Here is a 25,734-nt window from a genome sequence, read left to right on the forward strand (position 1 = left end):
CGCAAGCCGCGCGGTGCTCAGCCCAGGCGCTTGATCAGGCTGGACGTGTCCCAGCGGTTGCCGCCCATCTTCTGCACATCGGCATAGAACTGGTCCACCAGCGCCGTCACCGGCACGCGCGAGCCGTTGCGGCGTGCTTCGTCCAGCACCAGGCCCAGGTCCTTGCGCATCCAGTCCACGGCAAAGCCGAAGTCGAACTTGCCGTCCACCATGGTCTTGCCGCGGTTGTCCATCTGCCAGCTTTGTGCGGCGCCCTTGCCGATCACGTCCAGCACCTGCTTCATGTCCAGCCCCGCGTTCTGGCCGAACGCCACGGCCTCCGACAGGCCCTGCACCAGGCCCGCGATGCAGATCTGGTTGACCATCTTGGCCAGCTGGCCCGAGCCGCTGTCACCCAGCAGCGTGAACGCACGCGAAAACGCCATGGCTACCGGCTGCGCCGCGGCAAAGGCATCGGCATCCCCCCCGCACATCACGGTGAGCATGCCGTTTTGCGCGCCTGCCTGACCGCCCGACACGGGCGCATCCACAAACTGCAGGCCCAGCGCGCGGGCTGCGGCATACAACTCTCGCGCTACTTCGGCCGACGCCGTGGTGTGGTCCACAAAAATGGCGCCGGGCTTCATGCCCGCAAAGGCACCGTCTGCGCCCAGCGTCACCGAGCGCAGGTCGTCGTCGTTGCCCACACAGCAGAACACGATGTCGGCGCCTGCAGCAGCCTCACGCGGCGTTGTGGCATGTTTTGGCGCTGTAGTGCTGGCAAATTCTGCACACCATGCTACTGATTTTGTAGCGGTGCGGTTGTACACCGTCACTTCATGGCCGGCCAGGGCCAGGTGGCCTGCCATGGGGTATCCCATCACGCCCAGGCCCAGAAAGGCGACCTTGCGCGAAGGGGTGGCGTCGTAGTTGCGAGGATTGGTGCTTGGCATGGCGGGTGTGGAAGTAAGGGTGGTGGGAGAGCTTGCCAGAAGAGGCCGGACCACGGAGGCCGGTCGGGAATTGGCGGCAGGCCGCATGCCGGTGCGTTTGCAGCCTGCCGTCGCCGCTGTATTCGGAGGGCGGGCGCCCCCGTGTTGCCGCCGGTGAATCGGCGAGGGCAGGGGCCTGCCCCCCGCCTGCACTGGCGCATCGGCTAGACGATCGCGAAGTGCTCGGTACCCTGGGCCAGGTCGGGCGAACGGGCGCGCTGGCTGTTGAGCTTGATCTGCAGACGCAGGTCGTTGAGCGAATCGGCGTTGCGCAGGGCATCTTCGTAGCTGATGACGTTGGCTTCGTACGCGTCGAACAGCGCCTGGTCAAACGTCTGCATGCCCAGGTTGCGGCTCTTTTTCATGATCTCCTTGATCTCGGTGACATCGCCCTTGAAGATCAGGTCGGAGATCAGCGGCGTGTTGAGCATCACCTCGACAGCGGCGGCGCGGCCCTTGCCGTCCTGTTTGGGAATCAGCCGCTGCGAGACCATGGCGCGCAGGTTGAGCGACAGGTCCATCAGCAGTTGCGCACGGCGCTCTTCGGGGAAGAAGTTGATGATGCGGTCCAGCGCCTGGTTGGCACTGTTGGCGTGCAGCGTGGCCAGGCACAGGTGGCCGGTTTCTGCAAACGCCACCGCGTGTTCCATGGTCTCGCGATCGCGGATTTCGCCCATCAGGATCACGTCGGGCGCCTGGCGCAGCGTGTTTTTCAGGGCCGCTTCCCAGCTGTCGGTATCCAGCCCCACCTCGCGCTGCGTCACCACGCAGTTCTTGTGCGGGTGCACGAACTCGATCGGGTCTTCCACCGTGATGATGTGGCCGTAGGAGTTCTCGTTGCGCCAGTCCACCATGGCAGCCAGCGTGGTCGACTTGCCCGAGCCCGTGGCACCCACCAGGATGCACAGGCCGCGCTTGGTCATGGTCACTTCCTTGAGCACCTGCGGCACGCCCAGGCCGTCGATGGTGGGCAGCGTAAGCGGAATAGTTCGCAGCACCATGCCGACCCGGCCCTGCTGGATGAAGGCGTTGACACGAAAGCGCCCGATGCCCGCTGGCGAGATCGCGAAGTTGCACTCTTTCGTGCGCTCGAAGTCTGCCACCTGCTTGTCGCTCATGATGGCCCGCGCCAGCGTGAGCGTGTGGTTGGGCGTCAGGGGCTGGGGCGATACCTTTGTGACCTTGCCGTCGACCTTGATCGCAGGCGGAAACTCGGCGGTGATGAAGAGGTCGCTGCCATTGCGGCTCACCATCAGCTTGAGCAGGTCGTTGATGAATTTACTGGCCTGATCGCGTTCCATCAGAAATTCTCCCGGGCAGGCACATGGGCCAGGCCGTCGGTGGGTGTGGGTTGCATGGGCATGTGGCGGTTATTTCTGGTTGTCGCTCAGGCGCGCACTGACCACCCGCAGGCGCAGCGACAACTTGCGCGCCAGCAATGCGACCAGGCTGGCCGCCAGTTGCGGGTCCTTGCTCATCATGTCGTCCAGGGCCTCGGCGCTCAGAACGGCGATCTCGCAGTCGGTGAGCGTGGTGCAGGCCGAAAATCGGATGCCGCTGTCCAGCAGCGACATTTCGCCCAGGATGTCGCCGGGCCTCGTTTCGGCCAGCCGCAGTTGCTCGCCCCAGGGCTGCACGCGGTCCACGGCAATGGTGCCGGTGAGCAGGACCACCATGAAGTTGCCGTATTCATCCTGGCGGATGACGTCGCGGTTCGACGGCACGGCCGCGAATTCAAAGAACCGCTCCATGCGTTCCACGGCGTCCTTGTCCAGGTGTGCCATGTACTTGTCTTTGGCCCACAGGCCCTGCAGAAGCTTGCCGCCGCGGCTGGTGGGCAGGCGCTTGGCACCCACTTCCACCGCACGCGCCTCCCAGGGCACCAGCATCGAGTCGTCGACGCCCTGGCCAGCAAAAGCCGTGGAGAACAGCACCGAGTCGGTATGGTCCTCCGTGGGCCTGTCACCGCGGGATTTCATTTTCAGAAGGCCCAGAATGCCTTTCATAGTCATAGCTCCGGTATGCAGCCGCTACCGGGCTGCCAAGTCAGGGATGGTGGCGTGGTCAGCCCGGGAAGTTCTCGGGGATCTTGGCCTTGGACCGTGCCTCGGCCGGGCTGATGATGTTGCGGCGAACCAGGTCGGTGAGGTTCTGGTCCAGCGTCTGCATGCCCACGCTGTTGCTGGTCTGGATGGTGGAGTACATCTGCGCCACCTTGGCCTCGCGGATCAGGTTGCGGATGGCGCTGGTGCCCAGCATGATCTCGTGGGCCGCCACCCGGCCCGAACCGTCCTTGGTCTTGCACAGCGTCTGCGAGATCACGGCCTGCAGCGATTCGGACAACATCGCGCGGACCATTTCCTTTTCTTCGGCGGGGAACACGTCGATGATGCGGTCGATGGTCTTGGCGGCACTGGATGTGTGCAGCGTGCCGAACACCAGGTGGCCCGTTTCGGCGGCCGTCATGGCCAGGCGGATGGTTTCCAGGTCGCGCATTTCGCCCACCAGGATGGCGTCCGGGTCTTCGCGCAGCGCAGACTTCAGGGCCGCCGCGAACGACAGCGTCATCGGGCCCACTTCGCGCTGGTTGATCAGGCACTTTTTGGATTCGTGCACGAACTCGATCGGGTCCTCTACCGTGAGGATGTGGCCGTACTCGGTTTCGTTGAGGTAGTTGACCATGGCGGCCAGCGTGGTGGACTTGCCCGAACCCGTGGGGCCGGTCACCAGCACCAGACCGCGCGGCTTCAGGGCCGGGTCGCCAAAGATCTTCGGGGCGTTGAGCTGCTCCAGCGTGAGGATCTTGGAGGGAATGGTCCGGAACACGGCGGCGGCACCGCGGTTCTGGTTGAAGGCGTTGACGCGAAAGCGCGCGAGGCCTTCGATTTCAAACGAGAAGTCGACTTCCAGGAACTCCTCGTAGGCCTTACGCTGCGAGTCGTTCATGATGTCGTAGACCATCGCGTGGACCGTCTTGTGGTCCAGCGCATCGACGTTGATGCGGCGCACGTCGCCGTGTACGCGGATCATCGGTGGCAGCCCGGCGGACAGGTGCAGGTCGGAGGCCTTGTTCTTGACGCTGAACGCGAGCAATTGGGTGATGTCCACGGATTCCCTCAAATCGTTTGATACGCTTGCCAAACATTATGACCACGATTGCTAACAACCTCCAACAGGTGCAAGGCCGTATCACACAGGCCTGTGCGGCTGCTGGGCGCGATGCCGGAAACGTCCTGTTACTTGCTGTGTCCAAGACCTTTGGCCCCGATGCGGTGGCAGAGGCCGCAGCGGCCGGGCAACGGGCATTCGGCGAGAACTACATCCAGGAGGGTGTCGAGAAAATCCTGGTGCTGCGCGACATGGCTGCGCTGCCAGGCAGCGGCCTGCAGTGGCACTGCATCGGGCCCATCCAGAGCAACAAGACGCGTCTGGTGGCCGAGCACTTCGACTGGGTGCACACGGTAGACCGCCTGAAGATCGCCGAGCGCCTGTCGGCCCAGCGGCCTGCGGGCCTGCAGCCGTTGCAGGTGTGCATCCAGGTCAACATGGATGGCGGCGCCACCAAGTCGGGGGTGCCACCGGCAGAGGCGCTTGCGCTGGTGCAGGCAGTGGCGCATTTGCCGCACCTGAAGGTGCGGGGGCTCATGAGCATTCCGGATGTGGCGCCTGAATACGCCGCCCAGCTGGCGGTGCATGAGGCCACGCGGCAGCTGTTCGACCGGATTGCCGCCTCGGGGGTGGGCGGCCTTGATGCGTTCGACACCCTGTCGATGGGCATGACGGCCGACCTGGAAGCCGCCATCCACGCGGGCAGCACCATGGTGCGCGTGGGCACCGGCATTTTTGGCGTGCGACCACGGCCGGTAGGCTGAGTGCCGGGGGCCTGCGGCTTTGCCGGCCGCGCCCGCACGGCAGTGATCCGTGGCAGGACGATGGATCGCCCGCCCGGCCGCTTTCTCAGCCTCTGAACTGCGCCACGCATTCCAGCGCGGCGTCCACATCCGCCGCGCTCACATCCAGGTGCGTCACCCAGCGCAGGCGCGTGGCACCACCGTACAGACTGCTGGTCACGCGAACGTTGTGGGCGGCGAGCCACGCCACAAACGCGGGCGCCACGTCTGCAGCCAGATCCGTGAACAGGATGTTGGTCTGCCACGGGTGCACCGTGATGCGGCCTTGCAGCACGGCATGGCTCTGTGCCGCTTGCGTCAGCCCCTGGGCTAGCCTGGCCAGGTTGGCATGGTCATCCGCCAGCCGGCGCACATGGTGTTCCAGCGCAAACTGGCCCGCAGCCGCCAGCACCCCCGCCTGGCGCATCCCGCCGCCCAGGATCTTGCGCGTGCGCCTTGCCTGCCGGATGAAGTCGCGCGTGCCCAGCACCAGCGAGCCCACCGGCGCGCCCAGGCCCTTGCTCAGGCATACCGACACTGAATCGAAATGGCTGCACAGTGCGCGGGCTTCGTCGTACACATCGGTGCCATGGCGCGCTGCATTGGCGGTGGCGGCGTTGAACATGCGCGCGCCGTCCAGGTGTAACGCCAGCCCGCGGCTGCGGGCCAGCTGGGCCGCCTCGGCCACGTAGGCGGGCGGCAGCACCTGGCCGCCCGTGGTGTTCTCCAGCACCAGAAGCCGCGTGCGCGCAAAGTGCGGATCGTCGGGCTTGATGGCGGCGGCAATGTCGGCCAGGCGCAGGGTGCCATCGGGCTGCGTTTCCACAGGCTGCGGCTGGATGGAGCCCAGCACCGCCATGCCACCCGCTTCCCAGCGGTAGGTATGCCAGCTCTGGCCCACGATGGCCTCGTCGCCGCGCTGGCAGTGGCCCCACAGCGCGATCAGGTTGGTCTGCGTGCCCGATGGCGCAAACAGCGCGGCCTCAAAGCCGAGTAACTGCGCCGCATGTTCCTGCAATGCGTTTACCGACGGGTCGTCGGCAAACACATCGTCGCCCAGCGGGGCCTGGAACATGGCCTCGCGCATGGCGGGCGTGGGCTGGGTCACTGTGTCGCTGCGAAAGTCGGGCATGGGCGTCCTGAAGGCAAAGAGTCCATCGTAGCGGCGCAGCGCCCGGGCAACACCCGGAGGGTTTTAGCAAATGCCCGTGCGCTGTCGCTTGTTTGCCAGCGTGGCCTTGCCCGCGCCGCCAGAATGCAGCGCAACCTTTACCGCCGTGAATGCCCCACCATGACTGCACGCCCGCTGTTTTGCCGAGTCCTGATCGCCAACAGGGGCGAAGTCGCGCTGCGCATCGCGCGCGCCCTGAACGACCTGGGCATCGCCAGCGTGGCCGTGTACGCCGATGACGACGCCGCAAGCCCCCACGTGCACGCAGCAAGTGCGGCGGTGGCGCTGGGTGCCACCGGCCCGGCCGCGTATCTGGACGGCGCGCGCCTGATCTCCATCGCGCGGGCGCAGGGCTGCGACGCCGTGCATCCGGGCTACGGTTTCCTGAGCGAGAGGGCCGACTTCGCGCGTGCCTGCGCCGACGCAGGCCTGCGATTCATCGGCCCCATGCCCGATCAGCTGGCGCTGTTTGGGGACAAGGCCCGGGCCCGCACGCTGGCGCAGCAGCAGCGCGTGCCGCTGATGCCCGGCACGCAGGCAGCGGTGACGCTCCCGGAAGCCCAAGCCTTCTTCGCGCAGCACGCCCCTGCTGGCATCGTGATCAAGGCCATCGGCGGCGGTGGCGGGCGTGGCATGCGTGCGGTGCAGTCGGCCGACGAACTGCCCGCTGCCTACGCGCGCTGCCGCAGCGAGGCGCAGGCCGCGTTCGGTGTGGATGGCGTCTATGTGGAGCGACTGATGGACAACGCACGCCACATAGAGGTGCAGGTGCTGGGCGACGGACGCGAGATGATCGCCCTGGGCGAACGCGAGTGCACGCTGCAGCGGCGCTTTCAGAAGGTCGTGGAGATCGCACCCAGTCCCTCGCTGCCCGCGTCGCTGCGCTTGTCGCTCACCGACGCCGCGCTGACCATGGCGCGGGCCGTCAAATACGAAGGCCTGGGCACCTTCGAGTTTCTGGTGGACCTGGCCTCCCGCGACTTGCCCTTTGTGTTCATCGAATGCAACCCGCGCCTGCAGGTGGAGCACACCATCACCGAAGAAGTTACCGGCGTCGACCTGGTGCAGGCGCAGATCGCGCTGGCTGCAGGCTGCACGCTGCATGACATCGGCCTGAACCCTGCCGCACCACCCGCCGTGCAGGGCTTTGCGATCCAGTGGCGCATCAACGCAGAAACGCTGGACGCGCAGGGCAACGCCACGCCCGGCAGCGGCACGCTCCGCCGCTTTGACCTGCCTACGGGCCCGGGCGTGCGGGTGGACACGCACGGCGCGGCAGGCGCCACGCCGTCGCCGCACTACGACACGCTGCTGGCCAAGCTCATCGTGCACACACGCGGCCCGCGCTTTGCCGATGCGCTGCGCCGGTCCCGGCGCGCGCTGGCCGAGTGCCGCATCGAGGGCGTGGCCACCAATCTCGCGCTGCTGCAGGCCTTGGCCGCACGGCCTGAAATGGAGAGCCAGCAGGTCCACACACGCTGGCTGGAGCCGTTGCTGCCACAGTTGCTGAATGCTATTAAAAATGTAGCTGTCCGGGATGATTCCAAAAGGGCCTCAGGCCAATATGACCAAAATTCGGCCTCCGGAGCTCCCGCGGGCGCCGTGCTGGCCCCCATGCCAGCCCGCCTGGTGCAACTGAGTGTGGCCGAGGGCGATGTAGTGGCCGCAGGCACCGAGCTGGCCGTGCTGGAGGCGATGAAGATGGAGCATGTGCTGCTGGCACCCCACGCGGGCCGGGTGGGCGCGCTGCTGGCCGTGGCGGGTGGCTACGTGGTGCAGGGGCAGCCGCTGCTGGTGCTGGATACGGTGGACGACGCGGCCGATGTGGCAGTGCAAGGCAGTGCTGCGCACGACCCCGACCACATCCGTGCAGACCTGCAACGCGCGATCGACCGCCACGCCTTCACGCTCGACGCCGCACGCCCCGAAGCGATGGCCAAGCGCCGTGCGCAAGGCGGCCGCACCGCGCGCGAGAACATTGCCGACCTGTGCGACGACGGCAGCTTCATCGAATACGGCGCGCTCGCCATCGCCGCGCAGACGCGCCGCCGCAGCCTGGACGACCTGATGGCTAACACGCCTGCCGATGGCATGGTGACGGGCATCGGCAGCATCAACGCCGCGCTGTTCGGGCCCGAGCATTCCCGCACCGTGGTCATGGCGTACGACGCCACTGTGCTGGCGGGCACCCAGGGCATGCGCAACCACGCCAAGACCGATCGCATGCTGGGCATCGCCCTGGCGCAGAAGCTCCCGGTAGTGCTGTTTGCCGAGGGCGGCGGCGGTCGCCCGGGCGATACCGACATGCCCATCGTGGCCGGGCTGCATGTGCACACCTTTGCCCGATACGCCGCGCTGTCGGGCCAAGTGCCGGTGATCGGCATCGCCGCGGGGCGCTGCTTTGCGGGCAACGCGGCGCTGCTGGGCTGCAGCGACGTGGTTATCGCCACCCATGCCAGCAACATCGGCATGGGCGGCCCGGCGATGGTGGAGGGCGGCGGCCTGGGCGTGTTCAAGCCCGAGCAGATTGGCCCCAGCGGCGTGCAGCATGCCAATGGCGTGATCGACGTGCTGGTGCAAAACGAGGCTGAGGCGGCGGCGGCCGCGCGGCACTATCTCTCTTTCTTCCAGGGCCGCACATCGCAATGGTCCGCGCCCGACCAGCGCCTGCTGCGCGCCGTGGTGCCCGAGAACCGCCTGCGCGTGTACGACACCCGCACGGCGATGGCGGGTCTGGTGGACGAGGGCAGCCTGCTGCTGCTGCGCACCGGCTTTGGCGCAGGCATCCACACAGCGCTGGCACGCATCGAAGGCCGCCCCGTGGGCCTGCTGGCCAACAACCCGCAACACCTGGGCGGCGCCATTGATGCCGATGCCGCCGACAAGGGAGCGCGCTTCATGCAGCTGTGCAACGCGCACGGCCTGCCCATCGTGAGCCTGGTGGACACGCCGGGCTTCATGGTCGGCCCCGAGGTCGAAGCCACGGCCCAGGTGCGCCATGTGAGCCGCCTGTTTGTCACGGCGGCCAGCCTGCGCGTGCCGTTCTTCAGCGTGGTGCTGCGCAAGGGCTACGGCCTGGGCGCCATGGGCATGGCGGCCGGGGGCTTTCATGCGCCGGTGTTCACGGTGGCCTGGCCCACGGGCGAGTTTGGCGCCATGGGGCTCGAAGGCGCCGTGCGCCTGGGGTTCAGGAAGGAGCTGGAGGCGCTGCCCGAAGGCGCCGAGCGCGACGCGCTGTTTGCCAAGCTGCTGGCCAAGTCGTACGCCAACGGCGAGGCGATGCACATGGCCGCCACGCTGGAGATTGACGCGGTGATCGACCCGGCAGAGACGCGGGCCTGGCTGGCGCGCGGGCTGGCATCGGCGCAGGTCGGGCCGCTGGGGCACCGGTTCATCGACACCTGGTGAGCCCTGCGCGGCCAGCGTGGTGCGTGCTAAGCTGGTTTGCCGTGCCCGCCCTCAATGGGGCGGCGCCCCTGTTTGATGGAGACTTTGCCCATGCCCGGACTGCTGCCCGATATCGATCCCGACGGCCTGCTCGAATTTTCGGTGGTCTACACCGACCGCGCGCTCAACCACATGTCCAAGCGCTTTGCCGGCGTGGTGCAGGACATCCTGGGCACGCTGAAAGAGGTGTATCACGCCCATACCGCCGTGCTGGTGCCCGGCAGCGGCACCTTTGGCATGGAAGCCGTGGCGCGCCAGTTTGCCAACCAGGAAAAGGTGCTCATCGTGCGCAACGGCTGGTTCAGCTACCGCTGGACGCAGATCTTTGATGCCGACAAGGGCCTGGGTGGCGGCTCCGTGGTGTGCAAGGCGCGCCAGCAGGGCAGCGGCGCGCAGGCACCCTGGGCACCATGCCCGGCCAACGAGGTGGCCGCCACCATCCGCGCCGAGCGCCCCAAGGTGGTGTTTGCCCCGCATGTCGAGACATCAAGCGGCATCATCCTGAATGACGACTACCTGCGTACGCTGACCGCCGCCGCGCACGACGTGGGCGCGCTGTTTGTGCTGGACTGCGTGGCCTCCGGCGCGATGTGGGTGGACATGCAGTCCACGGGCGTGGATGTGCTCATCAGTGCCCCGCAAAAGGGCTGGAGCGGCTCGCCCTGCTGCGCCATGGTGATGCTGAGCGAACGCGCGCGGCAGGCGATCGAGGGCACCACCAGCAGCAGCTTTTCGTGCGACCTCAAGAAGTGGATGCAGATCGCCGAGGGCTACGAAAAGGGCCAGCACGCGTACCACACCACCATGCCCACCGATGCGCTGGTGCGCCTGCGCGAGGTGATGGCCGAGACTCGCGAATACGGCTTTGCCAAGGTACGCGAAGAGCAGATCGAGCTGGGCGCCAAGGTGCGCGCGCTCATGGAATCGCGCGGCTTCCCCAGCGTGGCGGCTGATGGCTGGAAGGCCCCCGGCGTGGTGGTGAGCTACACCACCGACCCTGGCATCCAGAACGGCAAGAAGTTCATGGAAGTGGGCTTGCAGACCGCTGCCGGCGTGCCGCTGCAGTGCGACGAAGGCCCGGATTTCAAGACCTTCCGCATCGGCCTGTTTGGCCTGGAGAAGTGGCACAACGTGGACCGCACGGTGGGCCACCTGGCCAAGGCTCTGGACGACATTGCTGCTGCCACCGCGCCTGCCGTTGCGGCCTGACGGCGTGCGGCGGGTGCACAGGGCCGCATGACCGCAGCACCTTCACCCGCCTACGACCCCGCGCGAGCGCTGCGCCGCGCCAAGCTGCAGGCCCTGGCCCTGCTGCTGGCGGTGACAGCGGTCTTCATTGCCACCAGCCTGGTGCCCGACCGCGGTTTGGGGCTCAACTGCCTCAAGGCCATGGCCGAGGCGGCGATGGTGGGCGCGCTGGCCGACTGGTTTGCGGTGGTGGCGCTGTTTCGCCGCCCGCTGGGCTTGCCGATCCCACACACGGCCGTCATCGCGCGCAACCAGGACCGCATTGGCCGCAACCTGGCCACTTTTGTGCGTGACAAGTTCCTGGATGTGCCCTCGCTGGTGGCGCTGATCCGCCGGCACGACCCTGCCGAACGCATTGCACAGTGGCTCACTGCACCTGGCAACGCAGGCCTGCTGGGCCACCAGGCCACGCGCCTGGCATCGGCCGCGCTGGAGATGGTGCAGGACGCGCAGGTGGAGCGCTTCATCCACAAAGCCGCGCGGGCGCTGATCGGGCAGGTGGACATGTCACGGGCGCTGGCGGCGGTGCTCGATACCCTCACGCACAACGGCCGCCACCAGGCGCTGCTGGACGATGTGCTGGGCAAGCTCATCGAGCTTCTGCAAAACGAGCAGACCCGCGCCTGGGTCGCGCAAAGCATCGTGGCCTGGCTGAAAAAAGACCATCCGCGCACCGAGAAGCTGTTGCCCAGCGACTGGCTGGGCGACAAGGGCTCGGTGCTGCTGGCCCGCGCGCTGGAGAGCCTGATGGCGGACGTGGCGGCCAACCCGCAGCACGCGTTGCGCACCCAGTTTGATGCGGCCGTGCAGCGCTTGATTGACCGCCTCAAGAACGACCCGGAATGGGCCCGCAAGGGCGAGGAAGTGCGCGCGTGGCTGCAGACCGATGCCACGGTGGGCGGCTATGTGCAGTCGCTGTGGCTGGACCTGCGCGGCGCGCTGCAGCGCGACTTGGCCGATGCCGATTCAGCGCTCGCGCGGCAGGTGGGCCGGCTGGGGTTGTGGCTGGGCGAGTCGCTGGCGGGGGATACCGCGCTGCGGCAGTCCTTCAATGACCGGCTGGAGCGCTGGGCGGAGGGGCTGGCGCCGGATGTGTCGGCCTTCATCGCGCAGCACATTGAGGACACGGTACGGCGGTGGGATGTGCGGGAGATGACGGAGCTGATCGAGTTGAATATCGGGAAGGATCTGCAGTACATCCGGATCAATGGGACGGTGGTGGGTGGGTTGATTGGGCTGGTGTTGTTTGGGGTGTCGCACGCGGGGGAGATTTGGCGGGCGGTGTTGGGCGGCTGACCACCCGTTCTGGTTGAGCTTGTCCAAGCCCTAGCGCGCTGGTTTGAAAGGCGTGCTCGTGTTCAGGGCGGGAGCCGGGAGTCGCCCGGCGAGCGACTCACTTTCTTTTGCTTCGCCAAAAGAAAGTAAGCAAAGAAAAGGCGACCCTCAGTCTGCGACCCCTTCGCTTCGCTGCGGGGCAAACCTGCGCCGTGGCGGTTGCGGGGTGCGCCGCGGAACTCACTGCGCGCCGTTGGCGCTTCGTTCGGACAGCCGCGGCGAGTCAGATCACGAAGCAGGCGCGCACCTGCGCGACTGCCACCCCGCAACCGCCCCGGCGCAGGCGCAGCCAGAAGGGGGTAGGGTGCCGAACAGCCGAACAGCCGAACAGCCGAACAGCCGAACAGCCGAACAGCCGAACAGCCGAACAGCCGAACAGCCGAACAGCCGAACAGCCGAACAGCCGAACAGCCAAACAGCCAAACAGCCAAACAGCCAAACAGCCAAACAGCCAAACAGCCAAACAGCCAAACAGCCAAACAGCCAAACAGCCAAACAGCCAAACAGCCGAACAGCCGAACAGCCGAACAGCCGAACAGCCAAACAGCCAAACAGCCAAACAGCCAAACAGCCAAACAGCCAAACAGCCAAACAGCCAAACAGCCAAACAGCCAAACAGCCAAACAGCCAAACAGCCAAACAGCCAAACAGCCAAACAGCCAAACAGCCAAACAGCCAAACAGCCAAACAGCCAAACAGCCAAACAGCCAAACAGCCAAACAGCCAAACAGCCAAACAGCCACGCGGGTCGTCGCTGCGCTCGACCCGGCGTGGGCCGCGCCCGGCGCTAGCGGTGGCGCCCAGCGCGAGGCGCCTGCGCCCGCGAGACGGGGCCGAGCGAAGCAAAGGCCCGAATGGATGTCCGCTCCCCCATCCCCTCTGTATGCGCCGAGGAGCGCAGCGGGTGGGGTGGGCGCGTGTGCCGAAGGACACACGCGTATCGTGAACTGACTCGCTGCGGCTGTTTGAGCGGAGCTGCAAGGCAGCGCAGCGAGTTCCGCAGCGCACCCCGCCCGCGAGCACCGCAGGTTGCCCCGTAGCGAAGCGCAGGGGACGCAGACAGCGGGGTCGCCTTTTCTTTGGTGACTTTCTTTTGGCGAGCCAAAAGAAAGTTACTCGCACGCCGGGCGACTCCCGGCCTCCGCCCTGAACTCAGGCATGCAGTAGCCACGACAAGAAACGCCGAGACGACCAAAGACCAAAAGCAGCCAACGCAATCCAGCTAACGCCAAGTAATCTCAATCGCTATAAAAGTAATAGCTGTAGAGGCAATCAAAGCAAGCGCCACCGGCCAAAAACGCCAAAAAACTCTTGAGACGCCCCCTCAAAGCCACTGAAACGCCAACGGCATCAATACAGCCGCCAACACCACCTGCAACCCCAACGCCAACCCCGCATACGCCCCCGCATCCGCATGCACCTGCAACGCATGCGCCGCCCCGATGCCATGCGACGCCGTGCCGAGCGCAAACCCCCGCAGCGCCATCCCTTCCGGATCGGTCGGCAACCGCAGCAGACCAAACAGCCAGCGGGCAGACAGCGCCCCCACCATCCCCGTCAGCGCGGCAAACACGGCAGCCAGTGCCGGTACGCCGCCAATCTGCGCCGCCACACCCATCGCCACCGGCGCGGTCACCGACTTGGGTGCCAGCGACAGCAGCACATCGCCCGGCAGGCCCAGCGCCCAGCCCAGCCCCACGGCGCTGGCCGCCGCCGCCGTGCCACCGGCCAGCGATGCCACCACCAGCCGCCCCCAGCGCGCACGCAGCGCCGCGCGGCGCTGCCACAGCGGCCAGCCCAGCGCCACCACGGCCGGGCCCAGCAGAAAGTGGATGAACTGCGCGCCCGCGAAATACGTGGGGTAGGCCGTGCCGGTGGCCAGCAGCAGGCCGGCCAGCACGATGACCGACAGCATCACCGGGTTGGCCCAGGGCGCATGGCCGTAGCGCACCGATAGCGCTTGCGCCATCACGTACACCGCCAGCGTCGCCGTCAGGCCGAACAGCGGTGCGGACGAGAGGTAAACCCACAGCTCAACGAAGTTGTTCGCCATCGGAACCTCCTTCCGTCTTGCCCGGCCGTTGCAGCCAGCGCAGCACCAGCGCCGTTACCGCCATGCCGATCCAGGTGGACAGCACAATCACCAGCAGCAGGCGCAGGCCGTACGCGCCCAGCAGGTCCAGGTGGGTCATCACGCCCACGCCCACGGGCACAAACAGCAGCGACAGGTGGTTCAGCAAAAAGCCTGCCGCCGGGGCCACCGCCTGTTGCACGGGGGCCCAGCGCAGCGCCAGCAGCAGCGCCACCATGCCCACCACGGGGCCGGGTACGGGCAGCTTCAGAAAGTGCGACAGGGCCTCGCCCGCCGACTGCATGAGCAGAAGGAAGGCCAGGCCCTGCAGGGGTTTCATCGGCTGCGTTGGGGTCTAAAAGCGCGGCAGGTCGGGGTGCTTGATCTGGCCGCCGCGCACCAGCATCTTTCCGTATTCGGCGCAGCGGTGCAGCGTGGGGATGACCTTGCCGGGGTTGAGCAGGCCGGCCGGGTCGAACGCGTGCTTCAGCCCGAACATCTGCGCGTTTTCTTCGGGCGAGAACTGCACGCACATGCTGCTGATTTTTTCGATGCCCACGCCATGCTCGCCCGTCACGGTGCCGCCCATGGCCACGCTGGTCTCCAGGATGTCGGCGCCAAACAGCTCGCAGCGGCGCAGCTGGTCGGCATCGTTGGCGTCGAACAGGATGAGCGGGTGCAGGTTGCCGTCGCCGGCGTGGAACACGTTCAGGCACTTGAGGCCGTATTTGATTTCCATGCCCGCAATGGCTTCCAGGATGTCGGCCAGGCGCTTGCGCGGGATGGTCGAGTCCATGCACATGTAGTCAGGGCTGATGCGCCCGCTGGCCGGGAAGGCGTTCTTGCGGCCGCTCCAGAATTTCAGGCGCTGGGCTTCGTCGCGGCTCACGGCAATGGCGGTGGCGCCGGCGCCGCGCAGCACTTCGGTCATGCGGCCGATTTCTTCCTCGACCTCTTCGGGCGTGCCGTCGCTCTCGCACAGCAGGATGGCGGCTGCGCTCAGGTCGTAGTCGGCGTGTACGAAGTCTTCCACCGCTGCCGTCATGGGGCCGTCCATCATCTCCAGGCCCGCCGGGATGATGCCGGCGGCGATCACCGCCGCCACGGCGTCACCGGCTTTGCGCACGTCGTCAAAGCTGGCCATGATGCAGCGGGCCAGCTGCGGCTTGGGCACCAGCTTGACGGTGACCTCGGTGGTCACGGCCAGCATGCCTTCGCTGCCGATGACGGCCGCCAGCAGGTCATAGCCGGGGGCGTCCAGCGCTGCGCTGCCAAACTCCACGGGCTCGCCTTCCACCGTGAACCCCTTCACGGCCAGCACGTTGTGCACCGTGAGGCCGTATTTCAGGCAGTGCACCCCGCCCGAGTTTTCGGCCACGTTGCCGCCGATGGTGCAGGCGATCTGGCTGCTGGGGTCGGGCGCGTAGTACAGGCCGTAGGGCGCGGCCGCCTCGCTGATGGCCAGGTTGCGCACGCCACACTGCACCACGGCCGTGCGGCTTTCGGGGTCCATCTTCAGGATGCGGTTGAACTTGGCCAGCGACATCGTCACGCCCATGGCATGCGGCATGGCCCCGCCCGAAAGCCCCGTGCCCGCGCCGCGTGCCACCACCGGCACCTGCAGCGCATGGCAGGTCTTGAGCACGGCGGCCACTTCGTCGTACGTCTCGGGCAGGCACACCACCAGCGGGCGCTGGCGGTAGGCGGTGAGGCCATCGCATTCATACGGCGTGGTGTCCTCGGAGTTCCACAGCAGGGCGTGGGCCGGCAGCACGCGGCCCAGGGCCTGCACGACCTCGGCCTGGCGGGCGGCGCGTTCGGTGGACGACATCGCCGCGAGGGCGGAAGGGCTGGCGTTGTTCATGCCTGCCACTGTAGGGGATGGGGGCCGGCTTGGGTGCGCTGGGGCGCGTGAGTTTTTCTGCAGGAGTACGTGAAAAACAGGTAATCGCTCATGTTTTGATAGCTACGGGGGCAATCGGGACAAGCGCTAGGATCAGTTTTGGTTCATTTTTTCGGGTGGGGCGTGATACGGGTGCGCCGGGGCATCAGCACCGCCGCCTGGCCGCGCCATCCAGGCAGCGGCCCGTGGTCAGGCCATGGTCTTTTGCAGCCACTCGGCAAAGGCGGCGCATTCCCAGCGGTCCATGGTGCCGGTGCGCCAGCACAGGTAGTGGGCGTGCGGGCTGGGGGTATCCATGGGAAACAGGCGCACCAGCGTGCCGTTTTCCAGCCAGGGCGCGCCCAGCTTGTGGCGCACCAGGGCCACGCCCATGCCGGCGGCGGCGGCGTCGCACATCAGGCCGATGTCGTTGAACTGCGAGCCCTCGGCGGGCTCGGGCCATTCCAGGCCCGCGGCGGCAAACCAGGTGCGCCAGGGCTCCAGCGGGCTGCGCAGAAGGGGCACGCCCTCCAGGTCTTCGGGCCGCTCAAACGGGCCCTGCTCGCGCACGAAGCCGGGGGATGCCAGCGGCGTGACGCTGTCGCGGGCAATCACCACATGTTCCACATCCGCATAGTGGCCGGGGCCAAAGCGGACCATCAGGTCGGCGTCCTCGGCCACCACGTCCAGCAGCGGGATGGACACCTGCAGCGCCAGGTCGATCTCGGGGTAGGCCTCCGTGAACTGGCGCAGCCGCGGGATGAGGATGGTGCGGGCAAAGGTGGGCGTCACCGCCAGCTTCAGGCGGCGGCGGCCGGGGGCCGTGGCCTGGCCCGGAAAGCGCTGCAGCGCACCCAGGCCCTCGCGCACATGGGCCAGGTAGGCGCTGCCCTCGGTGGTCAGCGAAAAATCGGCCCGGCCGAACAGCCGCACGCCCAGGATCTGCTCGAGCTGCTTGACCCGGTGGCTCACGGCGCTGGGCGTCACACACAGCTCGTCGGCCGTCTGCGTGACGCTGCGCAGGCGCGCAAGGGCCTCAAACGTCAGCAGGCACTGGATGGGCGGAATGCGCCGCGCCGCGCTGCTGAGGAAGGAGGAGGGGGCTGCGGTGGGCATGGCGCTCTGCGACGGTCGGCTACCGGAAGATCACGGTCTTGTGGCCGTTCAGGATCACGCGGTGCTCGCTGTGCCACTTCACGGCGCGAGCCAGCACCTGGCTTTCGGTGTCACGGCCGCGGGCGGTGAGGTCTTCCACGGTGTCGGTGTGGTCGGCGCGGGCCACGTCCTGTTCGATGATGGGGCCTTCGTCCAGGTCGGCCGTCACATAGTGGGCGGTGGCGCCAATCAGCTTCACGCCGCGGTCATGCGCCTGGTAGTACGGCTTGGCACCCTTGAAGCTGGGCAGGAAGCTGTGGTGGATGTTGATCGCCCGACCCGCCAGTTTTTGACACAGGTCAAGAGAAAGTATCTGCATGTAACGGGCTAATACCACCAGTTCGGCCCCCTCGGCCTCGATAATCTCCAGCTGTTTTGCCTCGCCCTGGGCCTTGGTCGCGGCGGTGAGCGGGATGTGGTGGAAGGGCACGTTGTAGCTGGCCGCCAGCTGGTAAAAATCGCGGTGGTTGCTGATGATGGCGCGGATGTCGATGGGCAGCAGGCCGCTCTTCCAGCGGAACAGCAGGTCGTTCAGGCAATGGCCTTCCTTGCTGACCATGAGCACCGTCTTCATCGGCGCGGCGGTGGCGTGCAGGCTCCAGCGCATGGCGAAGGGCTCGGCAAAGCTGGCCAGGCGGGTCTTGAGGGTAGCGGTGTCGTGCTGGTCGCAGGCGAACTGCACCCGCATGAAGAACAGGCCGGTGGCGTGGTCGTTGTACTGCGCGGCTTCTTCGATGTTGCCGCCATGCTCCAGCAGAAAGCCCGAGACGGCGTGCACCAGTCCCAGCCGGTCGGGGCAGGACAGTGTGAGGATGTAGGCATTGGTCATAGCGGCACGATTGTCGCAGGATGGCCCCATACGCGTGGAACAGGAAACTCGATGTCCAACCCGGTCGCTGCCCCGCTGATCGCTCCCTGGCGGGGCATGCTGCTCTACCTGGCCGTGGGGGTGGCCTGGGTGTTTGCGGGCGATGTGCTGCTGGCGCACTTCGTGAGCGACCCGGCCACGCTGACCCGTCTGCAGACCTGGAAGGGATGGGGCTATGTGGCGCTGACCAGCCTGCTGGCGGGCTGGGTGCTGCGCCGGGCGCGCCGGGCAGACCAGGGGCGCCGCGCCACCGCGCAGGAGCTTTCGCTCATCGTCCGCCATGCGCCGGCCGGTGTGGCACGGGTGGCGCCTGATGGCCGCGTGCTGTGGGCCAACCCCCGCATGCAGGCACTGCTGGGCGTGCCGCTGGCCGATGTGCTGGCGCTCAATTTTCGCGAGGTGATGCGCCCGGCCGACCCTGATGTGGCGCAGGCCCACTTGCAGCGGCTGCTGGCGGGCGAGATCGACCATTTCATTGACGAGCGTGCTTGTCGCCGGCCGGGCGACGGGAGCGAGGTGCCCGTGCTGTGCACCATCACACTGGCGCCCGGCACCGACGGCGATGCCGAGCACCTGGTGTGCATGGTGCAGAACCTCGACGAGATCCAGGCCGCGCGCGCCGCCCTGCAACGCAGCGAGGCCCGCCAGCGCCTGGCGGCCACGGTGGTGGACAACACCCTGGAGGGCGTGGTGGTGACCGATGCGCAAAGCCGCATCCTGTCGGTCAACGCGGCGGTGACCCGCATGCTGGGCTACACCGAGGCCGAGCTGTTGGGCAAGACGCCGCGCGTTTTCCAGTCGGGCCGGCATGGGCCTGCCTTTTATGACGTGATGTGGGACACCCTGCGCCAGACGGGCCACTGGAAGGGCGAGATCTGGAACCGCCGCAAGAACGGCGAGGTGTTCCCCGAGCAGATGTCGCTGTCGGCGGTGCGCGACCCGGCCGGGGAGATCACGCACTACGTGTGCATGTTCACCGACGTGTCCGAGGAAAAGGCCCAGCAGCAGCGGCTGGAGTTCCTGGCCCACCGCGATGCGCTCACCGGGCTGGCCAACCGCAACTGGTTTGGCGCCGAGCTGGAGCTGGCCGTGTCGGAGGCGCGTGAGAGCGGCGAGATCGTGGCCGTGCTGCTGATCAACCTTGACCGTTTCAAGGACGTGAACGACAGCTACGGCCACACCACGGGCGATGCGGTGCTGCGGCACATTGCGCGGCAGGTGCAGTCGGCCCTGCGGCCGGGCGACGTACTGGGCCGCCTGGCGGGCGACGAGCTGGCCGTGGTGGCCCGCCACCTGCGCCATGCCGACGGCGCTGCCGCCGTGGCGCGCCATCTGATTGCCGCCGTGGCCGAGCCCTGGCGCTCTCCGGATGGTTTTGAGGTGGTGGCCGGGGCCAGCGTGGGCATCTGCATGTTCCCCGACCATGCCGAAACCACCGAGCTGTTGCTGCAGGGCGCGCATGCGGCCGTGTACGGTGCCAAGGCGCGCGGCCGGGGCGCATGGTGCTTTTTCCACGAAGCCATGACGCAGGCAGCGCGCGAGCGGCTGGCGCTGGAGTCGCGCCTGCGGCTGGCGCTGGCGCAGGGCCAGCTGGAGATGTACTACCAGCCCCAGATCGACATTGCCACCGGCCGCGTGCTGGGCGCCGAAGCCCTGGTGCGCTGGAACGATCCGCAAGAGGGACTGGTATCGCCAGCGCGGTTCATCCCGGTGGCTGAATCCTCGGGCGTGATCGGGCCCATCGGGGAATGGGTGCTGCACCAGGTGTGCCGCCAGGGCCAGGCGTGGCGTGCTGCCGGCCTGCCTGACATGACGCTGGCGGTGAATGTGTCGCCGCGCCAGTTCCACCTGACGGACCTGGTGGGCTGCGCTGCGCAGGCGCTGAAGGAATCAGGCTTTCCGCCTGCGCTGCTGGAGCTGGAGATCACAGAGAGTGCGCTGGCCGAACGCACGGAAGAAGCGCGCCAGGTGCTGGAAAGGCTGCGCGCCCTCGGGGTGCGCATAGCCGTCGACGATTTCGGGACGGGCTACTCGTCGCTGGCTCAGCTCAAGCGCTTTCCCATCGATGTGCTCAAGATCGACCAGGGCTTCATCCGCGACATTCCGGGCAGCGAAGACGACATGGCCATCAGCGCGGCCATCATTGCCATGGGCCACAGCATGGGGATGGCGGTGTTGGCCGAGGGGGTGGAGACGGCCGGGCAGCTTGCATTTTTGAGCGAGCGAGGATGCGATGCCTACCAGGGCTACCTGTGCAGCCGGCCGCTTCCGGCCGCGCAATGCATGGCGCTGCTGCAGACGCGCCACGGCTGGGGCAGCGCACCGGCGGATCAGCCGGCTCTTGCAGGCTGAAACAGCGCGGCCCCGGGGCGGGGTCGCAGGCAGGTACCAGTGCCGCGGCTCAGGGCCTGGCACCCGCGGCCGGTTGCGCGGCGGGCCGTGCCTGCCATTGCTGGCGCAGTTCGGCGCAGGCATCGCGTGCTGGCGCGGCGGCAGTTTCCAGCACGGCGTCGGCGTCACCTGGCTCGGGCACTGGCGCACCCGCACCGGCACGCGCCACCACAACCTGCGCGCGCACGCTGGCAGGCCAGTGCGTGGGCACACCCATGCTGCGGTGCACATGTCCGGCGCCGGCAATCAGCACCACCGTCTTGCCCGGCTGCAGTGCGCCCTGCACGGTCTGGGCCATGCTGGCGTCGCGCGCAAGCTGGATGCGTGCCATGGGCGCAATCTGCGACTCGGGCAGCAGGCCGCAGTGGCCTTCGCGCAGTGCGGTGTACTGGCGCTGCAGGGCGGCTGCCGGCAGATGGGCGTCCCACGCGGTGTCTTGCATGGCCGCCCGCATACTGCTGCGCGGCAGGTTGCCGCCCAGCACGGGCACACCCGCCTGTACGGCGGCCATGACCACCGGGCCGTAGGCCTGCCAGGGCCAGGCGGCGTCGTTCCATTGCAGTGCCGCCCGGGCCTGGTCCGGTGTCGCGCTGGCGGGCAGGCCCGCAGTGCCATGGCCGTGCTCGGCCATTTCCATCACCACGGCGGCCAGTTGGCCGCGTTCGGCCAGCCGTTGCACGGTATCGCGCTGCAGGCGCTGGTGTTCGGTGGCATCGTGCTGCTCGCCCAACAGCAGGACGTCGGCAGGCAACAGTGCATCGACGTGGCGCCCCCAGCCGGGCGCTGCACCAGCGGTGGTGTCCGTCGCAGGGTTGGCGGCGCAACCGGTGAGCGTCGCCAGCCCAGCCAGGGCCCCGAGCGCGAGCAGCGTCTTGGCTACGGGGGCGCGCCAAAGCGCGGCGATGGGTAATCCGGGTGTTTGCATGGCGTGATGCTACGCCGCGCCGACTTGACGCAGGTCAAGAAACCGCACCCCTATCGTGCCTACACTGCGCCCATGCGCAACAAGCCCACGCTCACCACCAAGCTCCTCGCGCTCGGCGTGGGTTTTCTCATGGTGGCGCTGGCCTCCATCAGCCTGACGCTGTGGGTGACCTGGAAGCTCGAAGGCGGCGCAGCGGCCGTCAACGAGGCCGGCCGCCTGCGCATGAACATGCTGCGCATGGTGCTGGTGCTGCAGACCGAACCGCCCGCGGCCGTGGAGGAGCGCGCCCGCCTGTTCGACGCCAGCCTGGACCTGCTGCGCACCGGCGACCCGTCGCGCCCGCTGTTTGTGCCCTGGAGCGACGAGACCCGCACCCTGTTTGATGCCATCCGTGTGCGCTGGGCGCATGCGCGCACCGGCTGGGTGGGCCCGCTGCCGCCCGACCGGGCCGCCACGCTGGCGCAGGCCGATGAGTTCGTGCGCGAGGTCGATGCCTTTGTGGACGCCATCGAACTGCAGATTGCCGGCTGGACGGCCGCGCTGCACCTGTTCCAGCTGTTCATGATGGCTTTGGCCGTGGTGGCGGCCGTCACCTTCATGGCCGTCAGCTATCTGCTGGTGATCAACCCGGTATCGCGCCTGCAACAGGCCCAGGCGCGCCTGCGCCAGGGTGAGCTGGATGCGCGGCTGCCGGTCGATACCGATGACGAGTTCGGCCAGCTGTCGGCCGGCTTCAACCTGATGGCGCATGCGCTGCAGACATCGCACGACGAGCTGGAATTGAAGGTGCGCGAGAAGACCGCCAGCATTGCCGTGCAGAACCAGCGGCTCAAGGCACTGTACGAAGTGAGCGCGCTGGCCTCCACCGCGGGTAGCCTGGAAGTGCTGGCCCAGGGCTTTGTGGCCCAGATCCGCCGCGTGGCCGGGGCAGCAGCTGCGGCGGTGCGATGGTCAGACGAGGCCAACGAGCGCTACGTGCTGCTGGCCGGCGATGGCCTGCCGCAGGCGCTGGTGGATGGCGAGCACTGCGTGCCCACCGCCAGCTGCCTGTGCGGGCAACCACAGGCCGAGGCTCGCACGCGCGTCATCCCCATCTCTTCGGTGACCGATCTGGCCCTTCCGCACTGCCGGGACGCCGGCTTTGAAACCATGGTCAGCATCCCCGTGCAGATGCAGCAGCGCGTGCTGGGTGAGGTGGACCTGTTCTTCCGCACGCCCGTGGAGCTGACGGGTGAGCTGCGCGACCTGCTCGAAGCCATGACGCGCCACCTGGCCAGCGCCATGGAAGGACTGCGCGCCACGGCCCTGGAGCGTGAAGCCGCCGTGTCGCAGGAGCGCAGCATGATCGCCCGCGAGCTGCACGATTCCATCGCCCAGTCGCTCGCCTTCCTCAAGATCCAGACCCAGCTGCTGCGCGATGCCGTGGCCAAGGGTGACGATGCCAAGCGCGATCGCACGATGGGCGAGCTGGATGTGGGCGTGCGCGAATGCTATTCGGACGTACGCGAGCTGCTGGTGCATTTCCGCACCCGCACCAGCGATGAGGACATCGAGTCCGCTCTGCGTGCCACGCTATCCAAGTTCGAGCACCAGACAGGCATGTCCACCGTGCTGACGATGGCGGGCCACGGCCTGCCGCTGGCGCCCGACGTGCAGATCCAGGTGCTGCATATGGTGCAGGAAGCGCTGTCGAACGTGCGCAAACACGCTGGCGCCACCCGTGTCGAGCTCACCGTGCACCGCCACCCGCGCTGGCGCTTTGAGGTGCAAGATAACGGCTGTGGTTTTGATGCGGCCAGCGTACCGCCCGATTCGCTGCACGTGGGCCTGGGCATCATGCGAGAGCGCGCCCAGCGCGTGGGGGCAGTGGTGCAGGTGGATTCCGCCCCCGGCCGCGGCACGCGCGTGTGCATCGAGCTGCCCACCACCCCGCACGCATCGCCCGCGGCGGACGCACAGCGCTCATCTGGCGCCATCCCCGCCGTCCACACCCTTCATCCTGCTGCGCTGGCGCGCATGCCCGCCGCCGCGCAGTACGCCGAAAGCACCCCATGAATCCCACGCCCCCTGCGGCACATCCCGCTCCGGGCGATCAGGCTCCGGTCACGCTGCTGGTGGTGGACGACCACACCCTGTTTCGCCGCGGGCTGATCGCGCTGCTGGGCCAGGACGACGGCCTGCAGGTGGTGGGCGAGGCGGGTGATGCCGCCGAGGCGCTGCGGCTGGCGCCCCAGCTCAGGCCACAGGTGATCCTGCTCGACAACCACCTGCCCGGCGTGATGGGCGTGGACGCCATCCAGGGCCTGCGCGAGGTCTCGCCCGGCTCGCGCGTGCTCATGCTCACGGTGAGCGAGGAAGCCCAGGACCTGGCCGCAGCCCTGCGCAATGGGGCGCTAGGCTACCTGCTCAAGACCATCGACGGCGACCTGCTGGCCCAGGCCATTCGGCGCGCAGCACGCGGCGAGCCGGTGGTCAGCCCCGAGCTGATGGGCAAGCTGGTGGCGGCCTTCCAAGCACAGGGTGCACCAGAGGCGCCGCTGGGTGCCGCGCTCCCTGCTCAGGGCGAGGCGTCTGAGTCGGGCGATGCGGCCGGCGTGTCGCCCCTGTCGCCGCGTGAAGAAGACGTGCTGCGCGAGATTGCACGCGGCCTGAGCAACAAGGAAATCGCGCGCGTGCTCGACATCGCCGAGACCACCGTGAAGATCCACGTGCAGCACATCCTGCGCAAGCTGGGTCTCAGCTCTCGCGTGCAGGCTGCGGTCTACGCATCCGACCGTCAACGCTGACCTGTCTGCCCTGCCCGGCTGCGTGGCGTTGCCACGGCCCTCTGTCACACCCGTGTGCGCCTTGCTGCATGCTTTTGCCTGCCACCAGCAAGCTGGCGAAAGTCTTTGTGCTCCGGGCGTCTTGATCCACATCAAAAGAAGGCGTACCGGCCGTCGTTTTGACGACGAGTAGTTCTTCAGGACGAGGGTTGCGCCAGCGGGAGTAGTCCTTTTGCTTTGGCTCTGCTCGTCTAGAGAAGGATGGGCAGCAAGCCCCATTCACGCGACCATTCCTCTCATGCAAAAAAAGAGGAATCGCGCAATGGCCCACACTGCATTGCCCCCGGGCGAAAGCCCCCAGCGCACCCGCCAGGCGTGGTCGGTGCTCATCGTCAGCACGTTCGCATTCACCGTGTGCTTCATGGTCTGGATGATGTTCGGCGTGATCGGCATCCCCATCAAGAAGATGCTGAACCTGAACTCCACGCAGTTCGGGCTGCTCATGGCGATGCCCGTGCTCACCGGATCGCTGGTGCGCGTCCCCTTGGGCATCTGGACCGACAAGTTCGGTGGCCGCATCGTCATGGCCTGCGTCATGGCCACCACCGTGCCGGCCATCTGGATGATGAGCTATGCCACCGAGTACTGGCACTTCCTGACCATCGGCCTGTTCGTGGGTTTGGCTGGCGGCTCGTTCTCGGTGGGCACGCCGTATGTGGCGCGCTGGTTTCCCAAGCACCGCCAGGGCACGGCCATGGGCGTGTATGGCGCAGGCAATTCGGGCGCAGCGGTCAACAAGTTCGTCGCCCCCGTGCTGCTGGTGGCCTTTGGCTGGACCATGGTGCCCCAGGTGTATGCGGCCATCATGCTCGGCACGCTGGTGCTGTTCTGGTGCTTCAGCCACAGCGACCCGGCCCACCTGGTACCCAGCAACGTCAAGTTCACCGACCAGCTCAAGGCGCTGAAGGACCCCAAGGTTCTCAAGTACTGCCAGTACTACAGCATCGTGTTCGGCGGCTATGTGGCCCTGTCACTGTGGATGGTGCAGTACTACGTGGGCGAGTTCGGTCTTGATATCCGCGTGGCTGCACTTCTGGCCGCCTGCTTCTCGCTGCCTGGCGGTGTTCTGCGCGCCATTGGCGGCATGCTGAGCGACAAGTACGGCGCCCACAGCGTGACCTGGTGGGTGATGTGGGTGAGCTGGATCTGCCTGTTCCTGCTGAGCTACCCCCAGACCGATTTCACCATCGTCACCGTCAACGGCCCCAAGACTTTCCACATCGGCCTGAACGTGTACCTGTTCACCGGCCTGATGTTCCTGCTGGGCATCTGCTGGGCCTTCGGAAAGGCCAGCGTCTTCAAGTACATCAGCGACGACTACCCGCAAAACATCGGTGCCATCAGCGGCATCGTGGGCCTGGCCGGCGGCTTGGGCGGCTTCATCCTGCCCATCCTGTTCGGCGCGCTGATGGACCTCACGGGCATCCGCTCCAGCGCTTTCATGCTGATGTACGGCGTGGTCTGGGTGTCGCTCATCTGGATGTACTTCACCGAAGTGCGCAACACCCGCCTCATGGGCTCGCAGGGCACGGCCGCGCTGCCTGCCACCCGCTGA

20 protein-coding genes are annotated in these 25,734 nt (G+C 67.2%); 8 read left to right on the plus strand and 12 right to left on the minus strand.

Features of this window, described 5'->3' with window-relative positions; all coding sequences use genetic code 11:
* Positions 1-17 precede the first annotated feature (17 nt).
* The 4 genes from ACTPOI_RS03940 to ACTPOI_RS03955 form a co-directional block, all read right to left on the minus strand.
* Positions 18-932 carry an NAD(P)-dependent oxidoreductase gene (locus tag ACTPOI_RS03940; RefSeq protein ID WP_440106609.1) on the minus strand — a complete coding sequence of 305 codons (915 nt, stop codon included), beginning with the start codon at positions 930-932 and terminating at the stop codon, positions 18-20.
* A gap of 203 nt (positions 933-1,135) precedes the next feature.
* Positions 1,136-2,272 carry a PilT/PilU family type 4a pilus ATPase gene (locus ACTPOI_RS03945; RefSeq protein ID WP_300457332.1) on the minus strand — a complete coding sequence of 379 codons (1,137 nt, stop codon included), beginning with the start codon at positions 2,270-2,272 and terminating at the stop codon, positions 1,136-1,138.
* Positions 2,273-2,341: 69 nt separating this feature from the next.
* Positions 2,342-2,977: a cyclic nucleotide-binding domain-containing protein gene (locus ACTPOI_RS03950; RefSeq protein WP_440106612.1), complete on the minus strand. Its 636-nt coding sequence runs from the start codon at positions 2,975-2,977 to the stop codon at positions 2,342-2,344.
* Positions 2,978-3,035: 58 nt separating this feature from the next.
* A complete protein-coding gene (locus tag ACTPOI_RS03955; protein WP_440106614.1) occupies positions 3,036-4,079 on the minus strand; it encodes a type IV pilus twitching motility protein PilT in 1,044 nt (347 codons plus the stop codon).
* A gap of 38 nt (positions 4,080-4,117) precedes the next feature.
* Between ACTPOI_RS03955 and ACTPOI_RS03960 the strand changes: the two genes are divergently transcribed.
* Complete coding sequence (locus ACTPOI_RS03960; protein WP_440106616.1) at positions 4,118-4,843, plus strand: YggS family pyridoxal phosphate-dependent enzyme; 726 nt, start codon at positions 4,118-4,120, stop codon at positions 4,841-4,843.
* An 85-nt stretch (positions 4,844-4,928) separates the two neighbouring features.
* On the opposite strand, the gene ltaE is transcribed toward ACTPOI_RS03960, so the two are convergent.
* Positions 4,929-5,993, minus strand: coding sequence for a low-specificity L-threonine aldolase (gene ltaE, locus ACTPOI_RS03965; protein ID WP_440106618.1), 1,065 nt, complete (start codon positions 5,991-5,993; stop codon positions 4,929-4,931).
* Positions 5,994-6,167: 174 nt separating this feature from the next.
* Between ltaE and ACTPOI_RS03970 the strand changes: the two genes are divergently transcribed.
* The 3 genes from ACTPOI_RS03970 (at position 6,168) to ACTPOI_RS03980 (ending at position 12,023) form a co-directional block, all read left to right on the plus strand.
* Entirely contained in the window at positions 6,168-9,440 is a 3,273-nt protein-coding gene (locus ACTPOI_RS03970; protein ID WP_440108258.1) for a carboxyl transferase domain-containing protein, read from the plus strand.
* A gap of 90 nt (positions 9,441-9,530) precedes the next feature.
* Positions 9,531-10,688 carry a pyridoxal-phosphate-dependent aminotransferase family protein gene (locus ACTPOI_RS03975; protein ID WP_440106620.1) on the plus strand — a complete coding sequence of 386 codons (1,158 nt, stop codon included), beginning with the start codon at positions 9,531-9,533 and terminating at the stop codon, positions 10,686-10,688.
* Between the two features lie 27 nt (positions 10,689-10,715).
* A complete protein-coding gene (locus ACTPOI_RS03980) occupies positions 10,716-12,023 on the plus strand; it encodes a DUF445 domain-containing protein (RefSeq protein WP_440106622.1) in 1,308 nt (435 codons plus the stop codon).
* Between the two features lie 262 nt (positions 12,024-12,285).
* Here ACTPOI_RS03980 and ACTPOI_RS03985 read toward each other — a convergent pair whose 3' ends face one another.
* The 6 genes from ACTPOI_RS03985 to purU form a co-directional block, all read right to left on the minus strand.
* Positions 12,286-12,741, minus strand: coding sequence for a hypothetical protein (locus ACTPOI_RS03985; protein WP_440106624.1), 456 nt, complete (start codon positions 12,739-12,741; stop codon positions 12,286-12,288).
* Between the two features lie 645 nt (positions 12,742-13,386).
* Positions 13,387-14,115: an LrgB family protein gene (locus ACTPOI_RS03990; protein ID WP_440106626.1), complete on the minus strand. Its 729-nt coding sequence runs from the start codon at positions 14,113-14,115 to the stop codon at positions 13,387-13,389.
* Positions 14,096-14,473 (minus strand): CidA/LrgA family protein, encoded by a 378-nt coding sequence (locus ACTPOI_RS03995; protein WP_440106628.1) that lies wholly within the window; start codon positions 14,471-14,473, stop codon positions 14,096-14,098. The genes ACTPOI_RS03990 and ACTPOI_RS03995 overlap by 20 nt, the downstream gene beginning before the upstream one ends.
* A 15-nt stretch (positions 14,474-14,488) precedes the next feature.
* Complete coding sequence (locus tag ACTPOI_RS04000; RefSeq protein ID WP_440106630.1) at positions 14,489-15,997, minus strand: FAD-linked oxidase C-terminal domain-containing protein; 1,509 nt, start codon at positions 15,995-15,997, stop codon at positions 14,489-14,491.
* 228 nt (positions 15,998-16,225) lie between these two features.
* Positions 16,226-17,131 carry a LysR substrate-binding domain-containing protein gene (locus ACTPOI_RS04005; RefSeq protein ID WP_440106632.1) on the minus strand — a complete coding sequence of 302 codons (906 nt, stop codon included), beginning with the start codon at positions 17,129-17,131 and terminating at the stop codon, positions 16,226-16,228.
* A 19-nt stretch (positions 17,132-17,150) separates the two neighbouring features.
* Positions 17,151-17,999 carry a formyltetrahydrofolate deformylase gene (gene purU / locus ACTPOI_RS04010; RefSeq protein ID WP_440106634.1) on the minus strand — a complete coding sequence of 283 codons (849 nt, stop codon included), beginning with the start codon at positions 17,997-17,999 and terminating at the stop codon, positions 17,151-17,153.
* Between the two features lie 51 nt (positions 18,000-18,050).
* Between purU and ACTPOI_RS04015 the strand changes: the two genes are divergently transcribed.
* Complete coding sequence (locus ACTPOI_RS04015) at positions 18,051-20,390, plus strand: putative bifunctional diguanylate cyclase/phosphodiesterase (RefSeq protein WP_440106636.1); 2,340 nt, start codon at positions 18,051-18,053, stop codon at positions 20,388-20,390.
* A gap of 49 nt (positions 20,391-20,439) precedes the next feature.
* Here the strand turns inward: ACTPOI_RS04015 and ACTPOI_RS04020 are convergent, their stop codons facing one another.
* A complete protein-coding gene (locus ACTPOI_RS04020; RefSeq protein ID WP_440106639.1) occupies positions 20,440-21,354 on the minus strand; it encodes a ChaN family lipoprotein in 915 nt (304 codons plus the stop codon).
* 72 nt (positions 21,355-21,426) lie between these two features.
* Here ACTPOI_RS04020 and ACTPOI_RS04025 point away from each other — a divergent pair, with 72 nt between their 5' ends.
* From ACTPOI_RS04025 to ACTPOI_RS04035, 3 genes are all read left to right on the plus strand, one after another.
* Entirely contained in the window at positions 21,427-23,409 is a 1,983-nt protein-coding gene (locus ACTPOI_RS04025; RefSeq protein WP_440106641.1) for a type IV pili methyl-accepting chemotaxis transducer N-terminal domain-containing protein, read from the plus strand.
* Positions 23,406-24,140, plus strand: a complete 735-nt coding sequence (locus ACTPOI_RS04030; protein ID WP_440106643.1) for a response regulator — start codon at positions 23,406-23,408, stop codon at positions 24,138-24,140. The genes ACTPOI_RS04025 and ACTPOI_RS04030 overlap by 4 nt, the downstream gene beginning before the upstream one ends.
* Before the next feature lie 301 nt (positions 24,141-24,441).
* Positions 24,442-25,734 carry an MFS transporter gene (locus ACTPOI_RS04035; RefSeq protein WP_440106645.1) on the plus strand — a complete coding sequence of 431 codons (1,293 nt, stop codon included), beginning with the start codon at positions 24,442-24,444 and terminating at the stop codon, positions 25,732-25,734.

The organism is Acidovorax sp. BL-A-41-H1, from assembly GCF_051942715.1.

Bases quoted from the DNA above. Each gene is read 5' to 3' on its own strand.
- ACTPOI_RS03980 (WP_440106622.1), top strand. From the start codon at position 10,716: ATGACCGCAGCACCTTCACCCGCCTACGACCCCGCGCGAGCGCTGCGC.
- ltaE (WP_440106618.1), bottom strand. From the start codon at position 5,993: ATGCCCGACTTTCGCAGCGACACAGTGACCCAGCCCACGCCCGCCATG.
- purU (WP_440106634.1), bottom strand. From the start codon at position 17,999: ATGACCAATGCCTACATCCTCACACTGTCCTGCCCCGACCGGCTGGGA.
- ACTPOI_RS03990 (WP_440106626.1), bottom strand. From the start codon at position 14,115: ATGGCGAACAACTTCGTTGAGCTGTGGGTTTACCTCTCGTCCGCACCG.
- ACTPOI_RS03960 (WP_440106616.1), top strand. From the start codon at position 4,118: ATGACCACGATTGCTAACAACCTCCAACAGGTGCAAGGCCGTATCACA.
- ACTPOI_RS04025 (WP_440106641.1), top strand. From the start codon at position 21,427: ATGCGCAACAAGCCCACGCTCACCACCAAGCTCCTCGCGCTCGGCGTG.
- ACTPOI_RS04000 (WP_440106630.1), bottom strand. From the start codon at position 15,997: ATGAACAACGCCAGCCCTTCCGCCCTCGCGGCGATGTCGTCCACCGAA.
- ACTPOI_RS04005 (WP_440106632.1), bottom strand. From the start codon at position 17,131: ATGCCCACCGCAGCCCCCTCCTCCTTCCTCAGCAGCGCGGCGCGGCGC.
- ACTPOI_RS03950 (WP_440106612.1), bottom strand. From the start codon at position 2,977: ATGAAAGGCATTCTGGGCCTTCTGAAAATGAAATCCCGCGGTGACAGG.
- ACTPOI_RS03995 (WP_440106628.1), bottom strand. From the start codon at position 14,473: ATGAAACCCCTGCAGGGCCTGGCCTTCCTTCTGCTCATGCAGTCGGCG.
- ACTPOI_RS03975 (WP_440106620.1), top strand. From the start codon at position 9,531: ATGCCCGGACTGCTGCCCGATATCGATCCCGACGGCCTGCTCGAATTT.
- ACTPOI_RS04030 (WP_440106643.1), top strand. From the start codon at position 23,406: ATGAATCCCACGCCCCCTGCGGCACATCCCGCTCCGGGCGATCAGGCT.
- ACTPOI_RS04020 (WP_440106639.1), bottom strand. From the start codon at position 21,354: ATGCAAACACCCGGATTACCCATCGCCGCGCTTTGGCGCGCCCCCGTA.
- ACTPOI_RS03940 (WP_440106609.1), bottom strand. From the start codon at position 932: ATGCCAAGCACCAATCCTCGCAACTACGACGCCACCCCTTCGCGCAAG.
- ACTPOI_RS04035 (WP_440106645.1), top strand. From the start codon at position 24,442: ATGGCCCACACTGCATTGCCCCCGGGCGAAAGCCCCCAGCGCACCCGC.
- ACTPOI_RS03945 (WP_300457332.1), bottom strand. From the start codon at position 2,272: ATGGAACGCGATCAGGCCAGTAAATTCATCAACGACCTGCTCAAGCTG.
- ACTPOI_RS04015 (WP_440106636.1), top strand. From the start codon at position 18,051: ATGTCCAACCCGGTCGCTGCCCCGCTGATCGCTCCCTGGCGGGGCATG.